The organism is Alcaligenes ammonioxydans, assembly GCF_019343455.1.
In the GTDB taxonomy this organism is placed as follows: Bacteria; Pseudomonadota; Gammaproteobacteria; order Burkholderiales; family Burkholderiaceae_B; genus Alcaligenes; species Alcaligenes ammonioxydans.
The window spans coordinates 109,390-127,472 of sequence record NZ_CP049362.1; the positions used below are offsets into that span (position 1 = coordinate 109,390).

Below are 18,083 nucleotides of genomic sequence, written 5' to 3' on the forward strand. Positions count from 1 at the left end.
ATCCTGTCGCTAAATTTCGTTATGAGCTTTAGTTTATAACGAGAGAGGGCTGACAGGGATGTTCGCCACGCGCTGGGGCCGGAGCCACCAGACTCAAACCTGCTTGAAAACTGGGAAAAGCGGCTTGTGCCCAGCGACGATGCACGTTTCTCGTTGCCGCAAAGCTGGAAACAGAAGGCGAAAAAAATCCCCATCCTGAACCAGTAAGATGGGGATTTTGGGGGGCACCCCCACCCGGAGTGACACTCCGGGTGACATGGTGTGCGTTAGGCTTGAGCGGCCTTGAATGCCAGACGCCATTGGTGCAGCAAAGGCTCGGTGTAGCCGTTAGGCTGTTCCAGACCTTTCAGAACCAGATCCTGAGCGGCGCGGAAGGCAAAGGAGCCTTCAAAGTTGCCGGCCATCTTCTGGTAGGCAGGGTCGCCCGCGTTTTGCTGGTCCACCACTGCGGCCATGCGCTGCAGGGTTTCAACCACTTGTTCGTGGGTAACGATGCCGTGCAGCAGCCAGTTGGCAATGTGCTGGCTGGAGATACGCAGGGTCGCGCGGTCTTCCATCAGACCGACGTCGTGGATGTCCGGTACTTTGGAGCAGCCCACGCCCTGGTCAATCCAGCGCACCACGTAACCCAGGATGCCCTGGGCGTTGTTGTCCAGCTCTTCCTGGATTTCCTTGGCGGACCAGTTGGTGTCCGTCGCCACGGGAATGGTCAGGATGCTGTCCAGGTAGTCGTTGGTGTCGCCTTCCAGACCCTTCTGGACGTCGACCACGTTGACTTGGTGGTAGTGCAAGGCGTGCAGCGTGGCAGCGGTAGGCGATGGTACCCAGGCGGTGTTGCCACCGGCCTTCACGTGACCAATCTTTTGCTCCAGCATTTCAGCCATCAGGTCGGGCATGGCCCACATGCCTTTACCGATCTGGGCACGGCCACGCAGACCGCATTGCAGACCGATCTGAACGTTATTGCGCTCGTAGGCAGGCTGCCACTCGGCCTGTTTCATGTCGGCCTTGCGCACGACGGCACCCGCTCGCATGCAGGTGTGGATTTCATCGCCGGTGCGGTCCAGGAAGCCGGTGTTGATGAACACAACACGTTCGGTGGCCTGAGCAATCGCTGCCTTCAAGTTCACGCTGGTGCGGCGCTCTTCGTCCATGATGCCCAGCTTGACGGTGTTGGGAGCCAGGCCCAGCAGGCTTTCCACACGATCAAAAATTTCGCTGGCAAACGCCACTTCGTCAGGACCATGCATTTTGGGCTTGACGATGTACAGCGAGCCGCTGCGCGAGTTCTTCTTCAGCTGCAGATCACGCATGCCGATCAGGGTGGTGACCACGGCATCCAGAATGCCTTCTGGGATTTCACGGCCTTCGCCATCCAGAATGGCAGGGTTGCTCATCAGGTGACCGACGTTACGCACGAACATCAGCGAGCGGCCAGCCAGCGTTTGGGTGGTGCCCGTCAGATCGGTGTACTGGCGATCGTCGGCCAGACGACGGGTAAAGACCTTGCCGTCTTTCTTGATTTCTTCAGTCAGCGAACCGGTAACCAGGCCCAGCCAGTTGCGGTAGGCCAGGACCTTGTCGTCAGCGTCCACGGCAGCCACGGAATCTTCGCAGTCCATGATGGTGGTCAGCGCGGCTTCCAGAACAATGTCTTTCACACCAGCCGGATCGGTCTTGCCAATCGGGCTGTTGGGGTCGATCTGCAATTCAAAGTGCAGGCCGTTGTGCAGGAATACGATGGCTTCAGGCGCATCAGGCTGACCACGGTAACCCAGCAGGGTCGAGGTGTCTTTCAGGCCGGTGGTGCCGCCATTTTCCAGGGTGACGCGCAGGGCGCCATCAGCGATGGTGTAGGAGGTTGCCTGGTCATGGCTGCCCTGGGCCAGAGGAATGGTGTCGTTCAGGAACTGGCGGCCAAAGGCGATGACCTTGGCGCCACGCACCGCATTGTAGCCACCGCCGCGCTGGGCACCGTCGGTGTCGGGAATGGCGTTGGTGCCATACAGCGCGTCGTACAGGCTGCCCCAACGTGCGTTCACAGCGTTCAGCGCGTAACGGGCGTTCATGATAGGTACGACCAGCTGGGGGCCGCCCTGCTCGGTGATTTCGGTGTCGACGTTGGCGGTGTTGACCTTGACGTTGGCAGGCGCGTCTTTCAGATAGCCGATGGAGCTCAGAAAGCGCTTGTAGGCCGGCATGTCGGTGATGGGGCCCGGGTTGGCCGTGTGCCACTTGTCCAGTTCGACTTGCAAGCGGTCGCGTTCGGCCAGCAAGGCGCGGTTTTTAGGTGCCAGATCATGGACCAGCTTGTCGAAACCAGCCCAGAAGGCTTCGGAGGAGATACCTGTGCCGGGCAGGGCTTCTTGTTCGATGAACTGATGAAGCACCTCGGCGACTTGCAATCGCTGGCAGGAGATTCGAGTGGTCATGTGTACCCTTGCTGATAGTTAAAAGTGATTCGGTACAGCGGCAGGCCACAAGGGCTCGTTCGCTGCGATTACCTGGTCAAGCGCGCTTCAGAACAGGCTGACATCGCGGGTAGATTGACCCGCGCGGCACCGGGAGAAAAAGGACATCAGAGGGCGAGCACATTGCACAAGGCAAAAACCACTAAAAAACGCTAACCCATAGTAAATCAGCCTAAATGCAAGCCAATTTGCGCGATGTCGAACTATGACTCACACGCATGCCAAACACACTGCCAGGTTGAATAACGTAAATTATGAAGGACTGATGCAAGCTGGATTTAATACTCAAAGTATTAAGACTACATACTTAATGTATTTACTGGTTTTGGGCAAGTCTTATATATGAGGTAGAAGACAGTGCCTGCCCTTGCACCGGGTGATTAGCGGCCATATCCGACAAGGCATGTAAGCCACGCTCAGTTCGCCAAGCCGCTGATTTAGCGCCATTCGCACCCAATGCGGGCGTGAGGGGCAGCGATCTTGGTGGGATTTGTCACTGCCTTGGGTAAAACCTGAAATCCGCCCGAAAGCGGGATAAAGGGCCAGATTTCAAGCAGATTGATGAGTCAATTTCGCGTCAGAATCACAAATAGCTGTGTCCATCAGGCGGACAGTGGGGCTTGTGGTTCAGGCAAAAACCAGTCAGTACATTTGGGGTAGCCGCCAGGCCCCTCTTCCTTGCTCCATCCCTTGTGCTCTGGTCTGAAACCAGTCCTGGACTGTCGCTATGGCAGGGGCGGTGACTTCGGTTTATCAGCAGCCCCACGGTCAGGCTCAGACGGTGGCGGGCGGGAATCGGGTTGAATAAGCGCGACAGCACGGCGCCCCCGAAGGGAGAGAGGCGATCGGGCAAGCAAGAAGAAGGCCGGCCGGAGATGGCTGAATTTGTCATGGAGCCGTGTAGGAGGCGACACGATAAACAGCTTATGATGCTTGCAGATCTGCTTGTCTGTGTTTTCCCTTGGAATACTTGTTATGTCTGATCCCAGCGGTTTTTCCCGTATTACGTCCACGCCTGAACTGATTCCATTCACGGGTTATCTGGACGCCGGCCAGGCTTTGGAACAGTTGCGTCATATTTACGATCGCAACACCGCTTTCTTGCGTGATTCTTTTGCCCAGTGCCTGGAGACCGGTTTTCCACGCGGGCAGCGTTTCAGGGCCTGCTACCCTGCTGTACGTTTGCGAGTCGAGACCTATCAGGAAGTGGACAGCCGTCTGTCGTATGGGCATGTGGTCGAGCCTGGTGTGTACATGACCACCATTACCGCTCCCGGCCTGTATCACGATTACTTGCTGGAGCAGCTGGAGCTGCTGCTACGCAATCACGGCGTGCAGGTGGAAGTGGGCGAGTCCTCCGTGCCCATCCCGCTGCATTTCGCGCTGAACAATGGCGTGCAGTCTACCGTGACGAGTGTGCCCGAATCGCCAGGGGATACCTTGCGCGATCACTTCGATGTGCCCGATCTGGCCTATATGGACGATGCCATTGTTAACGGCACCTGGGAGCGTGTCCACAACGAGCCCTTGCCGCTGGCTCCCTTTACCGCGCCACGCATTGACTACTCTTTGCACCGTCTGCAGCATTACAGTGCCACCCGGCCCGAGTATTTCCAGAACTTTGTCTTGTTCACCAATTACCAGTTCTATGTGGACGAATTTTGCCAGTGGGCGCGTGAAGTGCTGCAGGCTGATGAGCAAGGCTATATCGATCTGGTGGAGCCGGGCAATATCATCACCCCCGCAGGTGCGAATGCTTCAACAACAGGCTCGCCCCTGGCTCGGGCGCCGCAGATGCCTTCTTACCATTTGCGCCGTGCCGATCATTCTGGCATCACGCTGATCAATATCGGTGTGGGACCATCCAATGCCAAGACCATTACCGATCACGTGGCCGTCTTGCGACCTGCTGCCTGGCTGATGCTGGGCCACTGCGCCGGTTTGCGCACCACCCAGCGTTTGGGCGATTACGTGCTGGCCCATGGCTATGTACGTCAGGATCACGTTCTGGACGAGGATTTGCCCACCTGGGTACCCATTCCTCCCCTGGCCGAAATCCAGGTCGCGCTGGAGCAGGCAGTGGCTGAGGTCGCCGGCTTGTCAGGCTGGGAGCTCAAACGCATCATGCGCACGGGAACGGTGGCGTCCATTGATAACCGCAACTGGGAGCTGCGGGATCACCACGAGCCGGTACGACGCCTGTCGCAGTCGCGGGCGATTGCGCTGGATATGGAGTCGGCCACGATTGCCGCCAACGGTTTCCGCTTCCGTGTGCCGTATGGCACCTTGCTGTGTGTGTCGGACAAGCCTTTGCATGGCGAGTTGAAACTGCCGGGCATGGCCAGCGAGTTTTACGCGCGCCAGGTTGGCCAACATTTGCATATCGGTATCCGGGCACTGGAGCTGCTACGTGACATGCCTAAAGAAAGACTGCATTCGCGCAAGCTGCGCAGCTTTCTGGAAACGGCATTTCAATAATAGTTTGCCGGGGCCGCCTCTGGCGGCCAGTCAGAGCGGGTAGAACCCCGGTTTTGTCGTCATGCCCAGTTTGGCGGCCCGGTATCAGGCCGTACTGTCCCCAAGGATCAGGTCTTTTCGGCTCTGCTCAAGGCATCCGGCAGCGACGGGCAGAAGGTCGGTCAGGATCGCATCCCTTCTGACCTGTCGCTGCCCCTTTTTCAATCGGTCCAGACCAGCTGCTTAGCGGCTGGCGGCAATCGCGTCGCGTGCCTTCTGCACCAGATCCTCACCAATGGTCTTGGTCCATTTCTCAACGACGCCTTCTGTGGCTTTGGCAAAGGCTGCGTGTTGATCTGGCGTCAGGGTGGTGATCTTCACGCCGTGGCTCTCGATTTCTTTGAGCAAGGAAGGGTCCTGGGGCGTGATGCCTTTACGGGCGATTTCGATTTCGCGCTTGCCAGCCTCGATCGCGGCTTCGCGTACGATCTTCTGGTCTTCTTCGCTCCAGGATTTCCACACCTCGCGGTTGACCACAAACACCAGTGGGTCAGACACGTAGTTCCACAAGGTCAGGTATTGCTGCTGCACGTCGTACAGTTTGGCGCCGGCGTAAATGGACAAGGGGTTTTCCTGGCCGTCCACGGCCTTATTGGCCAGGGCGGGCTGCGCATCGGCCCAGCTCATTTGCGTGGGATTGGCACCCAGTGCGCTGAACGTGTCCATGTACAGGGGCGAGCCCACCACACGCAGTTTCAGGCCCTTCATGTCTTCGGGTTTGCTGACTTCGTGCTTGGAGTTGCTGAGCTGGCGAAAGCCGTTTTCCCCCCAGGCCAGCGGCACGACGCCCGCTTTCTCAATGTAGCCGAACAGGTCCTTGCCCACTTCGCCGTGGATCAAGGCGTCGGTGGCCTTGGAATCGGGCTGCAGGAAGGGCAAGGAAAACAGGTTCAGTTGCTTGATCTGGGGGGACCAGTTGATCGTGGAGCCCACCGCCATATCAATCATGCCCTGCCGAATGGCAGTGAACTCGCGCGTCTGGTCGCCTTGTACCAGCGAGGTGCCGGGGTAGATCTTGATGTTGATGCGCCCGTCGGTGCGCTCGCGCACCAGGTCGGACCAGATCACCGCCCCCTGGCCCCACGGGAAGGAAGTGCCCACCACAATGGATAGTTTGTACTCGGATTTGTAAGCGGCCTGGGCCGCTGGAACCACGGCCACAGTGGCAGCCGTACAGGCCAGAGCAGCCAGAATATGACGTATTTTCATGGATCAGGTCTCCCTTTCGATGAGTGGATGTGCAGTAATGCGGTTTTAGTTAAAGCCTAGGTAGCGGGGTAGCCACAAGGCGATGTCGGGCTCGATGATGACTAGCAGCATGGTGGTACCCATACCCAGCAGCAGCCAGCCGACCCAGCGCAAGGTGCTTTCCATTGGTACACCGGCAATCCGGCAGGCCACCATCAGGTTCACGGCGACCGGTGGCGTGAACTGGCCCAGGGCTACGTTCAGGGTCAGCAGCACGCCAAACCAGACGGGGTGCCAGCCAAAGTTGTAGGCGATCGGCATGAACAGCGGAACAAAAATCAGGAAGATTGAAATGCCGTCCAGGAACATGCCCAGCACAATCAGCATGACGATCATCAGGGCCAGAATGCCGTACTCACCCAGACCGGAGTGGATGATTGCATCTGTGACCGGGTCAATAATGCTCAGGGTGGACAGCGCCCAGGCAAAGATGCCGGCCAGTGCGACCACCATCATGATGACAGCCGATAATTCGGCCGCTTCGCGCAAGATCAAGAACAGGTCGCGAAATTGGATGGTGCGATGGATAACCATGCCTACGAACAGGCCGTAGAACACGGCCACCACAGCGGCTTCGGTGGGGGTGAACAGACCCAGGCGCATACCACCCAGAATGATGACCGGTGCGATCAGTCCCCAGGCGGCTTCGCGCAAGCTGCGCCAGAAGGGCGGCCGGGGCAGTTCGGCCTCGGCCAGGCCCAGTTTGTGGCGGCGCGAGAGCCAGATCGCCGGGATGATCAGGCCGATACCGGCCAGAATGCCCGGGAACATGCCTGCGGCAAACAGGGCGGGAACCGAGGCTTCAGGCACCAGCACCGAGTAAATGATAAAAGCGATGGAAGGCGGGATCAGGATGTCGGTGGCGGCACCGGCGCCCACAATACTGGCGGCAAAGGGGCCAGGGTAGCCGGCGCGCTTCATGGCGCCGATCATGACCGCACCCACCGCGGCGGCACAGGCCGGCCCGGAGCCGGAAATCCCCCCCAGGAACATGGCCACTCCAATGGCCACGACGGGTAACATGCCTGGGCCACGGCCGACCAGGGCAACCGCAAAGTTCACCAGGCGACTGGCCACCCCGGAGCGGTCAAAAATAGAGCCCACCAGAACGAACATGGGGATGGCCAGCAGGGGGTACTTGGCCAGGCCGGCATAAAAGCTTTGTGGTACGGCCATCAGGCCAAACCAGTGCGTATCCAGATTGGACATCAGGATGGCAAAAGCCCCGCCTATGCCCAGGGACACGCCCACGGGCACGCCTACCAGCATCAGGCCGATGAAGATGACAAACAGCAAGGTAGCAATCATGACTTGGCCCGCCAGCGACGCATCCACATGCCCAGCAAGCGCAGGCTCAGGGTGGTGGACAAAATGGGCAGCCACATGCTGTACCACCAGGTCGGCACGCCAATCGAAGGAGAGGTATCGCCCCATTCGAATTCATCCAGTGCCATACGCCCGGACAGCACGGCCAGGCCAATGAAGAACAGCAGGCTCATGCCAATGCCGAACAAGGCCAGCCGGCGTTGACGGCGCTGAGTCCCCGCATCAGCAAAGACTTCGATACGGATATGGAGGTGTCGTACACAGGCGCTGGCCCCGGCATTCATGGTCAGGACCACCAGCAAGAAGATGGAGATTTCCTCGGTCCAGGCAAAAGAGCTATCGGTCAGATAGCGCACAAACACGTTGGCAAAGGTAATCAGCGCCAAGGTCGCCATGATCAGGACCGAAGCCCAGTCTTCCAGTTGCAAGGGAACGCGTGGACCTGGTTCGGTCGGCGCGCTGGCGGGATGGGTAGATATATCTGTAGAACTTGAATCCATGAGGTCTGTCAGATCGGGCAATAAAGCTACATGCTAGCGGTCAGGGACGGGGCTGGCAGTGAGTAATTTCCCCCGGTGCAAACGCAGCCGCGGGCCAGGATTGGCCGGGGACGAAACGATAGGGATAGGGGCGAATACACACGCGATAGGGGGTGGTGTGTCGCCTGGCTGATGAGGTGTAAAACCTGGCCCGGCACGACAGATAGGCCTGTGTGTGGCGCTCTGGAAGAGCCCGGCAGGGGTGTTGCCGGGCCTGCTGTGCGGGTGTTCAGCAAGGGTGCAGGCGGCCGGTAAGGCTGCCTGGGCTAATGCAAGCTGGGGGACAGCTTACTCTTTTTTGCGATCTTTTTTCCCTTTTTTGCCTTCTTTGTCCTTTTTGGAGGACTTTTTGTCCTTGTTTTTATCCTTATTTTTGGCCTTTTCTTTCTTCTTCTTTTTGTCTTTTTTGCTCTTTTTGTCCTTGTCGCTTGAGTTTGACGTGTCCTGCAGCGCAGCGTCAGGTGCCTCTTGATCCCTTGTGTCTTCTTGCAGCGCCGGGTGCTCATCAGTCTGCGGGTCCGCTGCGCGTTGCCTGGACGAGACCGGTGCCCTGCGTGCCTGCTCCATTTCCGCATCCAGCTCGGCGGCGACCTCGCGCAGCTCTTCTGCAACTGCTTGGGCACGGTCCTCGGGCAGCGCGATCATGGTGCCCCGACATTGGGGGGCACCACACAGACAGCGATAGTTCTGCTTGAGCTCCTCGGTAATGTCATCGTCGATGACCAGCGAGTAGTCGTACAAAAGCTCTTCCCCGGCCGGGATATCGCGCATGGCCACAATGAAGACACGCGAGCCGTCAGCATTCTCGTGCCCTTCACAGTTGGGGGCGCAGGAGTGATTGATCCAGCGTGAATCGTTGCCCCCCTGGCCACCGTCCACGATCTTGCCGTTGCTCAGGGCAAAGAAAAAGGTGTGAAACGGCTCGTCGGGATTGACTGGAAACAAGGCATCGGCCTGTTCGGGCGTCAATCGCTTGCCGGCGTATTGCAGGATGCGTGTCCCGGCAGGGATATCGCGTAGCGCAAACACGCCATTGCCATGCAGTTTGGATGGTTTGACGACGTGCCAGGGTTGGCGTTGAGTGACCATGGGGAATCAGCCTGTAAAAGGGGATAAACTGGACGGCGATCTCTATCTTACAAAACATGCAGGGCTACGCAACCATGTCACTTGAAACGACCGCCCACAACGGCGCGCAAATCTTGCTCGAAACCTTGATCGCTCAGGGTGTAGATACCATTTTTGGTTATCCTGGCGGAGCGGTGTTACCGCTCTATGATGCTCTGCATGCCCAACCGCGAATTCGTCATATTCTGGTCCGTCACGAGCAAGCTGCGGTGCATGCAGCGGAAGGGTATGCCCGCAGTACCGGTAAGCCTGGCGTGGTGCTGGTGACATCGGGCCCGGGTATGGCCAATACCACCTCCGGTTTGCTCGATGCCTTGTGTGATTCTATTCCTGTCCTGTGCATTAGTGGACAAGTGGCGACGACGGCAATTGGTACCGCCGCGTTTCAGGAGTGTGATGCCATCGGCATTTCACGTCCTGTGACCAAGTGGAATGCGCAGGTACGGCGCATTGAGGATGTGGCTTCGCTGACCGCCAAGGCCTTGCGCCTGTGTACCCAGGGTCGTCCTGGCCCGGTACTGCTGGATTTTCCTAAAGACATTCAGATTGCTACCTTGCCTGCTGCCAGCAGCGAGGCACCTGCCCAGGACGAGGCCGACAGTCTGCTGGCCCCGGCAGCGCCGGCGCCTGCTCAGGAAGCGGCCATCAAACGTGCCGCTGCCATGATTGCGCATGCGCGACGCCCCGTGTTTTATGGTGGTGGCGGGCTGATCAATTCCGGTGCGGATGCCAGCCATGCCTTCACCAGCCTGGTGCAGGAAACCGGCGCCCCCTGCACGCTGACCTTGATGGGCCTGGGTGCTTATCCTGCGCGTGATGAGCAGTTCGTGGGCATGCTGGGCATGCACGGGACGCTGGAGGCCAATCTGGCCATGCACCATGCCGATTTGATTATCTGCGTGGGCGCGCGTTTCGACGACCGCATTACCGGCCGCCTGTCCGATTTCTGCCCGCACGCCAGCAAGATTCATATTGATATCGACCCCGGTTCCATCGACAAGGTGGTGCGTGCTGATGTGGCTTTGGTGGGTGATTGCTACCCCTTGTTGCGCGCCTTGCGCAAGGAACTGTCCCACCACGACTTGCCCGAAGGCCGTCTGAATGACTGGTGGCAACGCATCGGCGTGTGGCGTGCGCAGGAATGCCTGAAAGTTACCCCGCGCAGCGATGCCATTTTGCCGCAAGATTTGCTGCAGCGCCTGGATGCGCACCTGGAAGGTCGCGACGCCATCGTGTCCACGGACGTCGGTCAGCACCAGATGTGGGCAGCGCAGTACATCAAGTTTGATCGTCCCCGCCGTTGGTTGACCTCAGGGGGGGCGGGCACCATGGGTTATGGCATACCCGCTGCTTTTGGGGCGCAGATTGCACATCCGGACAAGCTGGTGGTGTGTGTCAGTGGGGACGCGTCGGTACTGATGAATATTCAGGAACTGGCCAGTGCGGTGCAGCATCGCACGCCGATCAAGGTGATTCTGTGCAATAACCGCCACATGGGTATGGTGCGTCAGTGGCAAGAGCTGATTCATGATGGTCGTTATAGCCATAGCTATAACGAAGCCATGCCGGATTTTGTGGCCTTGTCGCGCGCCTTTGGTTGGGAAGCCGAGCGCGTGGAGCATCCCGATCAGCTGGATGCGGCGCTGGAGCGTTGCCTGGCCCACGACGGCCCGTTCTTTCTGAACGTGGAGGTGCTGGCGCTGGAGAACTGCTTCCCCATGATGCCTGCCGGCTATGGGCATCAACAGGTGATGTTGTCCGAAGATAACTGGTATGTAGAAGAATAAAGTGCCTGGTGGGGACACGGGCGTAAAAACCCCTATGTCCCCGCCCGGGTACTGCGCATTAAATACACTGATCCATTCAGACAGGAGGGGCATGCATGATGTACCGTCACATGAAGAACCGTCTTTTGGCCGCGGGATTGATGCTGGGCTTGGGCCTGGCGATGGGGGTGGCGTCGGCCCAGACCCCACTGAAACTGGCTTATGCCTTGTCCACCAGCTCTCACTATGGGGCCGGTGCCAAGGCCTTTGCCAGCGCACTGGAAAAGGATGGCAATTACACCATCGAGGCCTTTCCGAACAGTGCCTTGGGCGGCGAGCGCGAAGTTATTGAAGGCTTGCAGCTGGGCACGATTGATCTTGCCATTGTCTCTACCGGCGCAACCCTGAACTTTGTGCCCAAGACCGGCGTGTTCGATATTCCTTTTCTGTTTCGCGATCTCCAGCATGCCCGTCATGTGCTCGATGGCAAGATTGGACAGGACATGCTAGCGGAGTTTCCCAAGCGCGGAATTGTGGCACTGGCCTGGGGAGAGCAAGGCTTCCGTCACCTGACCAATAATGTGCGTCCTGTCACTACCCCGGCCGATGCCAAGGGCTTGAAGATCCGCACCACAGAAAACCCCATTCATATCGCGGCTTTCCGGGAAATCGGTATTTTGGCGACCCCGATGGCCTGGCCCGAAGTGGCAACCGCTTTGCAACAAGGCACGATTGATGGGCAGGAAAATCCCTTGTCAGTCATTGTGTCGGCCAAGCTGCCGCAATTGCAGAAGTACCTGTCGCTGACGGCGCACGTGTATGGCCCTGCCCTGGTGCTGATGTCGCCCGCGGTGTATGACGGCCTGTCCGATCAGGACAAGCAGTTGATGCGCGATGCCGGCATTTCCGCGGCCCAGGCCATGCGCGATTATGTGGACGATATTGAAAAAACCGGCGTGGATGCGGTCAAGGCCGAGGGCATGCAGGTCAATACGGTCGATCACGCGGCGTTTGCCAAAGCGGTGGAGCCGGTTTACCCCCAGTATTACAAACAGTTCGGCCAGGAACTGGTCGAGGCCATTCGTCAGACTCCCTAAGCGATCCGCATCATGAAAGCACTGCTGTTCATGCTGGATAAGGGCGTGTTCCGGCTGGTGTCCTGGGTGACGCAGTTATTGCTGCTCTCGGCGGTGGCGGCAGCGTTTTATCAGGTCGTGGCCCGCTTTGTTCTCCAGTCGCCTGCCGACTGGAGCGAAGCCTGGTCGCGCGCCGCCCTGATCTGGACCGTCATGCTGGGATTGTGTCTGGCCTTGCGCCAGGGGGCCATGCTCAGTGTCGATGTGGTGCGATTATGGGTGGGCACGCGAACGCAGCATTGGCTGGATGTGGCCGTGCTGCTGTCTTGCCTGGGCTTTTTTGGCCTGCTGGCCTGGTTGGGGGGACAGATGGCATGGCGGGTTCGCTTTCAAACCATGCCCAGTCTGGAGTGGTCCATTTCCTGGGTATATATTGCCATTCCGATCGGGGCGGTACTGGCCATGCTGGGGCTGCTGGCCCGATGGATGGAAAAGCCGCCGGCGGCCGTGGTGGACGCCACGCAACTCTGATTCAAGACTTGATGGCAGGCTTGTAAGGCATCCCCGAACGGGGCAAGCCAGACGGGACGCTGCTTAGACCGGAGACCCTATCGTGTCCCAGATCATGCTGGTATCGATGCTGCTGTTTTTTGTATTGACGGTGCCCGTGGCCATTGCTGTGGGGCTGGCCAATATGGTGGGGGTGGCGTGGGACGGGCGTATGACTTTTCTGGTTATCGCCCAGCAGTTGTATGCGGCCTTGGATAAATACCCTCTGGTAGCGGTGCCCTTCTTCATTTTGGCGGGCAACCTGATGGAGGCCGGTGGCATGTCCAACCGCATGGTGGAGTTCGCCAAAAGTCTGGTGGGCGGCGTGCAAGGCGGTTTGGCGTGCAGCTGTGTGCTGACCTGCATGATCTTTGCAGCCGTGGCCGGTTCCAGTGTGGCGACCACATTTGCGGTGGGGGCGATTTTGATTCCGGCGATGGTGCGTCATGGTTACCCGGCACCGTTTGCAGCATCTTTGCAGGCCTCGGCGGCGGAGCTGGGGGTGATCGTGCCGCCCTCCATCCCCATGATTTTGTTTGCGGTGTCCACCGATACCTCGGTAGGCGAGCTGTTTGTGGCCGGCCTTGGTCCCGGCTTGCTGATTGGTTGCGCCCTGATGCTCTATGTCTGGTTGTATGCCCGCCGCCACGGCCTGGGTTTGCAGGATGGGCACGGCCGGCTGGGAGTCTGGACCGCATTTCGCCAGTCCTGGCTGGCCTTGTTGATGCCGGTCATCATTCTTGGCGGCATTTACGGCGGTGTCTTCACGCCCACCGAGGCCTCGGCGGTCGCGGTCGTCTATGCCCTGGTCGTGGGGCTGTTTGTCTACCGCAGCGTGAGCTGGCGGGACCTGTCCAAGGTGCTGCACCGTTCGGTGGTATCGACAGCAGTCATCATGTTTATCATCGCCAATGCGGGTGTGTTTGGCTTTTTGCTGAACCGCACCGGCATCCCGGCCGCTTTCGGGGCGTGGCTGGGGGACGTATTCAGCAGCCCCGTCCTGTTTCTGCTGGGGGTCAATGCCGCTTTGTTTGTCGTGGGCATGTTTATTGAAACCTCAGCCTCCATCGTGGTGCTGGCCCCGTTGCTGCTGCCGGTGGCCATACAGTTTGGTATTGATCCTGCGCACTTTGGCGTGCTCATGGTGGTCAACCTGGCGTTGGGTATGGTGACCCCGCCCTTTGGCGTGAATCTGTTTGCGGCCTGCTCGGTGGCGGGTATTTCCCTGGAAAAGCTGGTGCGGCCCCTGATCCCGTTTGTGCTGGTGGTGGTGGCGTGCTTGATGCTGATCAGCTATGTGCCAGAAGTCAGTTTGTGGGCTCGGGACCTGGTGTACCGTTGATAAATTGTCTGCCTTGTTGAGCATTGTCCATGACGTATTTTGCCCTCTTGCTGGTGCACCTTCTGGCTGCGATTTTTTTTATTGGCACGGTCTTTTTCGAGGTGCTGATGCTGACTCCCCTGGCGCGTCAGGTGTCCCGCCCGGCCATGCGGGAATTTGAGTATGCCTTGGGGCGGCGGGCCCGCCGCATCATGCCCTGGGTTCTGTTACTGCTTTATGGAGCAGGTTTGAGTCTGGCCTGGCAGCATCGGGCCCTGTTTGAGGTGGGTGGCGCCCGTGCCTGGATTCTGGGCTTGAAAATCACCCTGGCGCTCAGCGTATTTGGGCACTTTCTGACGGTCATGGTGATGAGCCGGCGCAAAACCATGACGGCGCGCCGGTCCCGCATTATTCACCTGAGCGTTTTTGTTCACGTTTTATTGATCGTGGTGTTGGCCAAGGCGCTGTTTTACTGGCCGCTTTGAGGCGTGGGGTCAAAACACAGCAGCCCCACGGATTCTTCCTGCAGCTCTTGTCCTTTAGCAGGGTTCTTCAAGGACACGTAGACGCGTCCAGTGCGTGTATCCAGCGCCAGACTGTTGGTGAGTTTGTCGGTGGTGGCAGCGGCCACCGGGCGCAAGGTATCCAAGGAGTAGACGGCCACCCGTCGCTCGCTACGCTCGGACACGTAGGCCAGGCCCGCCGCCGTATCAAGACGGATTGCCAGCGGATTGCCCTGAACGGGCTGAGCCGCGAGAATCTGCCCGTCCGTGGCATCGAGCATCAACACTTGCTGGCGTGAGCCGCTCCAGTCGCGCTTGGGTAAAAGCCGTTGTTGCCAGGGGGTAATGGAATCCAGCCCTTGGTCAGTTACGTACAGGCGGCCCTGATAGTAGGCCAGATTGATGGGTTGATGCACGCCGGGCAGGGTCCAGCGTTCTTGGATACGCAGGGCCCGGGTGTCGATCACCACGATTTCCCCTGCCATGGTGGACACATAGAGTCGCCCGCCTTGCTCATCCAGCGCCAGCCCGGTGGGATAAAAGCCCAGGTCGGGAATACGGGTCTTTAGCGCGAGGTTCCGACTATCCAGCACGAAAAGCACGCTCTGGCCGGCAGACAGGCCGGGGACAAACAGCAGGCCCTGGGACTTGTCCAGAATAAGGCCGCGCAGGTCATGTTCATAGCGCTTGCCATCCGGTCGGAGCTGGCTTAGCTGTACTGTGTGCAGCCTGCGATTGCGCTGTGTATCGATTACGCTGATGCGTCCTTGCAGGGAGTGCCCCACGTACAGACGATTAGCCTGATCGTCCAGAGCCAGTCCGAAGGCGCGATAAGGCAAGAGCAGGCGGCTTTGTTCCTGCAAGGTGGCGGCGTCCAGCTGTACCAGGCTGCTCGGTGGCGCGTCGTCGTTGAAACCACCGGCCACGGCCGCATAGACGGCGTCTTGGCGGGGGCTGTAGGCCAGCTCGTAAACGCCCGGCCCAACGACTGTTTGTACGTGGCTCGTGGTGGGGCTGCACAGGCGCTGGGCCTGTACTGGCAAGGCCAGGGCGCTGCTGGTGGCCAGCAGCGCGAAGATCCAATGGGTTTTCATAGAAACAATCCTTAGTATTGCAGCGTGTAGGTCAGCGCGTAAGTACGCCCTTGGCCGCGGAAATCCAGCACGCTGGGGGCAATGATGCCGCTGTAGATCAGCTTGGCCTGCTGGCCCCACCGTGTTTCATAGGATTTGTTGAACAGGTTTTGAATCCCCAGCGACAGCGTGCCCTTGACCTGTGCGCTGTGATCGAACTGGTAGCGTCCCAGCAGGTCCACCAGGGTCAGACTGGGCAGGGATTCTTGTTGCTGGCCGCCCCCGACACTGGGGATGTCGCTGCGCAGTTTCATCGAGTGGGCTACCTGCGCGCGGACTGCCCAGTTACTGCCCTGCTTGCCGATATAGGCGGTAGCCTTGGAGGGGCTGGAGTAGTAAATGCCGCGCCGCTGCCAGCGGCCGTCTTTCAGCTCTTCATTGCGAATCAGCAGCAGGCTGGCCCCGGTGCTCCAGCCGTGGTTCAGGCGCAGATCCAGTTGCCCTTCCAGACCGTAGTTACGCACTTTGGAGTCCACCAGCGAGATATTCAGCGTGTTGCGGTCCAGGGCGATCGACTTGTCAGATTGCGAATGAAACAGAGCGACCTGGGTAGAGAGCGGGCCATCGTTGTATCGCCAGCCCACTTCGGTGGAGCGGGTTTTGATGGCTGCCATGCTGGAGTCCGCCACGCTGATGTGGCGACCCAGCGCCCAGTGATTGTCGATCAGTGAATAGCTGGCGCCCGTTCCGTAGTACTTGGCGGGGTCTGCCAGCTCGAACCCTTCGGAATAATTGGCCCACACCTGCTGGGCCGGGCTGAGCTTGTAGATCAGACCGGCATTGAACAAGGTCGTGCCGTAGCTGTTGCGCCCGCCTGGAATGGCATCGGCCGACTGTCCGTAGCCGGACAGAACCAGACGTTGTTGTATGCCCTGAACAAAGTCGTCCACCTGCACACGGACGTGTTGCTTGCGCAGCCCGGCGCTCAGACTCAGCTTGTCAGTCAGATGCAGGTCAGCCTGTGCAAAGGCTCCCAGTATGTGATTGCGAAAGCCGGGGTAGCGCGGCAGGCTGGCCACCTTGTCAAACTCCAGCCCCCCACTGTCCATCGCCTTGTTGATGTCGAACATGGTCTGGGTGGCCTTGAAGGTTTCGTGATCGTAATCCACGCCATAATTCAGGCTGAAGCGGTCCCAGTCCTTGTTGAGCATGGCTTTCAGGCCGAATGTCTCGGTTTCCTGTGTGGACACACTCCAGTTGTAGATGCGTTTGCCGGGGACGAGCGGGTTGGCGTCTGAATCCGGGTAGGGATAAAAACGCATGGACTCATTGCGATAGTAGGCCTTCAGATACAGATCCTGGCCGCCCAGCACATCACTTTTGTAATAGTCGGCCGCCAGAATCTGGCGTTTGGTGCGGGGTTTGTAGTTCGAGTCAAACCCGCTGCGTATATCCAGTTCAGAGGGATTGAGGATATTGTCGTTAGGGCCCGGGCGCAGCCATAGCGCTTTGCCCGGTTTGAAGCCGGAGTCGTAGTACTGGGCCAGCAGGCGCAGTTCGCCCGCCTCTTGCAGATCCACATTCAAGGTGCCCATCAGGTCCAGAGAGCGGTTCCACTGCAGGTCTGTCTGGGTAATGTCGGGCAGGACACGATCGCCCTGGCTGTCATAGGCGCCGCCATTGCGGGTCAGAGACAAGGCCAAACGCCCTTGAACGGTCTCGTTGCCGCCTTCGACGGACTGCGACAAGGTGGTGTTCAGGTCATCGCCTGCTTGCAGACCGCTTCGTACTCCCAGCTCGGAGACAAATCGTGCCGGACCGGGTTCGGCGCGTTTGGTAATGATATTGATGATCCCGCCTGTGGCATTGCCGCCGTGAATGGCTGTGGCTCCCGACAAGACCTCGATGCGTTCGATATTGAAGGGGTCAATCGAATCAAACTGCCGGCTCAGTTGACGCGAGCCGTTCAGGGAAATGCCGTCGATCATGACCTGCGTGGGTCGGCCCCGCAGGTACTGACCCGCATTGGTGCGGGATTGTCCCCCCAGGTCCAGGCCGGGGATCAGTTGCCCGAGCATTTGCTTCAGGGACACGCCGCCTCGGGTCTGTTCCGCAATCTGCTCTGAGTCAATGACCCAGACGGTGTTGGCTGTCTCATCAATGGATTTTGGGGTGCGCGAGGCGACAACGGTCACTGCGGCCAGTGTTTCCCCTTGCCGGATGGGAGCGTCCTGGGTCTTGGGCTGTGACGGGGCAGTCTGCAAAGTGTAGGAGCCAGCGCCGACTTGACGGGGTGCCAGCCCCGAGCCATTCAGGACGCTTTGCAAAGCCTGGGTAGCGGTGTAGCTGCCGTGTAAAGGAGGTGCCAGGCGGTGCTCGACCAGATCTTGAGTGAAAAAAACTTGTATGCCGGCCTGACTGGCAATCTGGGTTAGCGCGGTGCCTAAGGGCTGGGCGGGCAGATTGAAGTTCAGAGTCTGGGCATGAGCAGCCGTGCTGATGCTGACCACGGTCAGGGCAGCCAAGGGGGTAGAGAGCGTCAGGCGCATGAACAAAGTACCTTGAA

13 protein-coding genes are annotated in these 18,083 nt (G+C 59.0%); 6 read left to right on the forward strand and 7 right to left on the reverse strand.

Translation table 11 applies throughout. The features are described from left to right. Positions 1–266: 266 nt before the first annotated feature. Positions 267–2,432, reverse strand: coding sequence for a malate synthase G (locus tag FE795_RS00505; RefSeq protein ID WP_003800583.1), 2,166 nt, complete (start codon positions 2,430–2,432; stop codon positions 267–269). 1,014 nt (positions 2,433–3,446) lie between these two features. Between FE795_RS00505 and FE795_RS00510 the strand changes: the two genes are divergently transcribed. Beyond that, complete coding sequence (locus tag FE795_RS00510; RefSeq protein WP_003800581.1) at positions 3,447–4,949, forward strand: AMP nucleosidase; 1,503 nt, start codon at positions 3,447–3,449, stop codon at positions 4,947–4,949. 222 nt (positions 4,950–5,171) lie between these two features. Here FE795_RS00510 and FE795_RS00515 read toward each other — a convergent pair whose 3' ends face one another. From FE795_RS00515 to FE795_RS00530, 4 genes are all read right to left on the reverse strand, one after another. Next, positions 5,172–6,197 carry a DctP family TRAP transporter solute-binding subunit gene (locus tag FE795_RS00515; protein ID WP_003800580.1) on the reverse strand — a complete coding sequence of 342 codons (1,026 nt, stop codon included), beginning with the start codon at positions 6,195–6,197 and terminating at the stop codon, positions 5,172–5,174. 45 nt (positions 6,198–6,242) lie between these two features. After that, positions 6,243–7,544, reverse strand: a complete 1,302-nt coding sequence (locus FE795_RS00520; protein ID WP_059318390.1) for a TRAP transporter large permease — start codon at positions 7,542–7,544, stop codon at positions 6,243–6,245. After that, the gene (locus FE795_RS00525) at positions 7,541–8,062 is read right to left on the reverse strand and encodes a TRAP transporter small permease (protein WP_131071141.1); all 522 of its coding nucleotides are present in this window, start codon (positions 8,060–8,062) and stop codon (positions 7,541–7,543) included. The genes FE795_RS00520 and FE795_RS00525 overlap by 4 nt, the downstream gene beginning before the upstream one ends. 327 nt (positions 8,063–8,389) lie before the next feature. After that, positions 8,390–9,190: an SET domain-containing protein gene (locus FE795_RS00530; protein ID WP_003800577.1), complete on the reverse strand. Its 801-nt coding sequence runs from the start codon at positions 9,188–9,190 to the stop codon at positions 8,390–8,392. A 56-nt stretch (positions 9,191–9,246) separates the two neighbouring features. Here FE795_RS00530 and ilvB point away from each other — a divergent pair, with 56 nt between their 5' ends. The 5 genes from ilvB to FE795_RS00555 all read left to right on the forward strand — a co-directional run bounded on the left by ilvB (position 9,247) and on the right by FE795_RS00555 (position 14,426). Then, positions 9,247–11,016: a biosynthetic-type acetolactate synthase large subunit gene (gene ilvB / locus FE795_RS00535; protein WP_003800576.1), complete on the forward strand. Its 1,770-nt coding sequence runs from the start codon at positions 9,247–9,249 to the stop codon at positions 11,014–11,016. Positions 11,017–11,126: 110 nt separating this feature from the next. Next, entirely contained in the window at positions 11,127–12,092 is a 966-nt protein-coding gene (locus FE795_RS00540) for a TRAP transporter substrate-binding protein (RefSeq protein ID WP_039943153.1), read from the forward strand. A gap of 12 nt (positions 12,093–12,104) precedes the next feature. Then, the gene (locus FE795_RS00545) at positions 12,105–12,602 is read left to right on the forward strand and encodes a TRAP transporter small permease (protein WP_003800574.1); all 498 of its coding nucleotides are present in this window, start codon (positions 12,105–12,107) and stop codon (positions 12,600–12,602) included. A gap of 82 nt (positions 12,603–12,684) precedes the next feature. Then, positions 12,685–13,962: a TRAP transporter large permease gene (locus tag FE795_RS00550; protein ID WP_003800573.1), complete on the forward strand. Its 1,278-nt coding sequence runs from the start codon at positions 12,685–12,687 to the stop codon at positions 13,960–13,962. A 29-nt stretch (positions 13,963–13,991) separates the two neighbouring features. Further along, positions 13,992–14,426, forward strand: coding sequence for a CopD family copper resistance protein (locus FE795_RS00555; RefSeq protein ID WP_003800572.1), 435 nt, complete (start codon positions 13,992–13,994; stop codon positions 14,424–14,426). Here the strand turns inward: FE795_RS00555 and FE795_RS00560 are convergent. Together FE795_RS00560 and FE795_RS00565 are read right to left on the reverse strand one after the other, a co-directional pair. Continuing rightward, complete coding sequence (locus FE795_RS00560) at positions 14,411–15,538, reverse strand: YncE family protein (RefSeq protein WP_003800571.1); 1,128 nt, start codon at positions 15,536–15,538, stop codon at positions 14,411–14,413. The genes FE795_RS00555 and FE795_RS00560 overlap by 16 nt on opposite strands. An 11-nt stretch (positions 15,539–15,549) precedes the next feature. Then, a complete protein-coding gene (locus FE795_RS00565; RefSeq protein ID WP_131071142.1) occupies positions 15,550–18,066 on the reverse strand; it encodes a TonB-dependent siderophore receptor in 2,517 nt (838 codons plus the stop codon). Positions 18,067–18,083 lie beyond the last annotated feature (17 nt).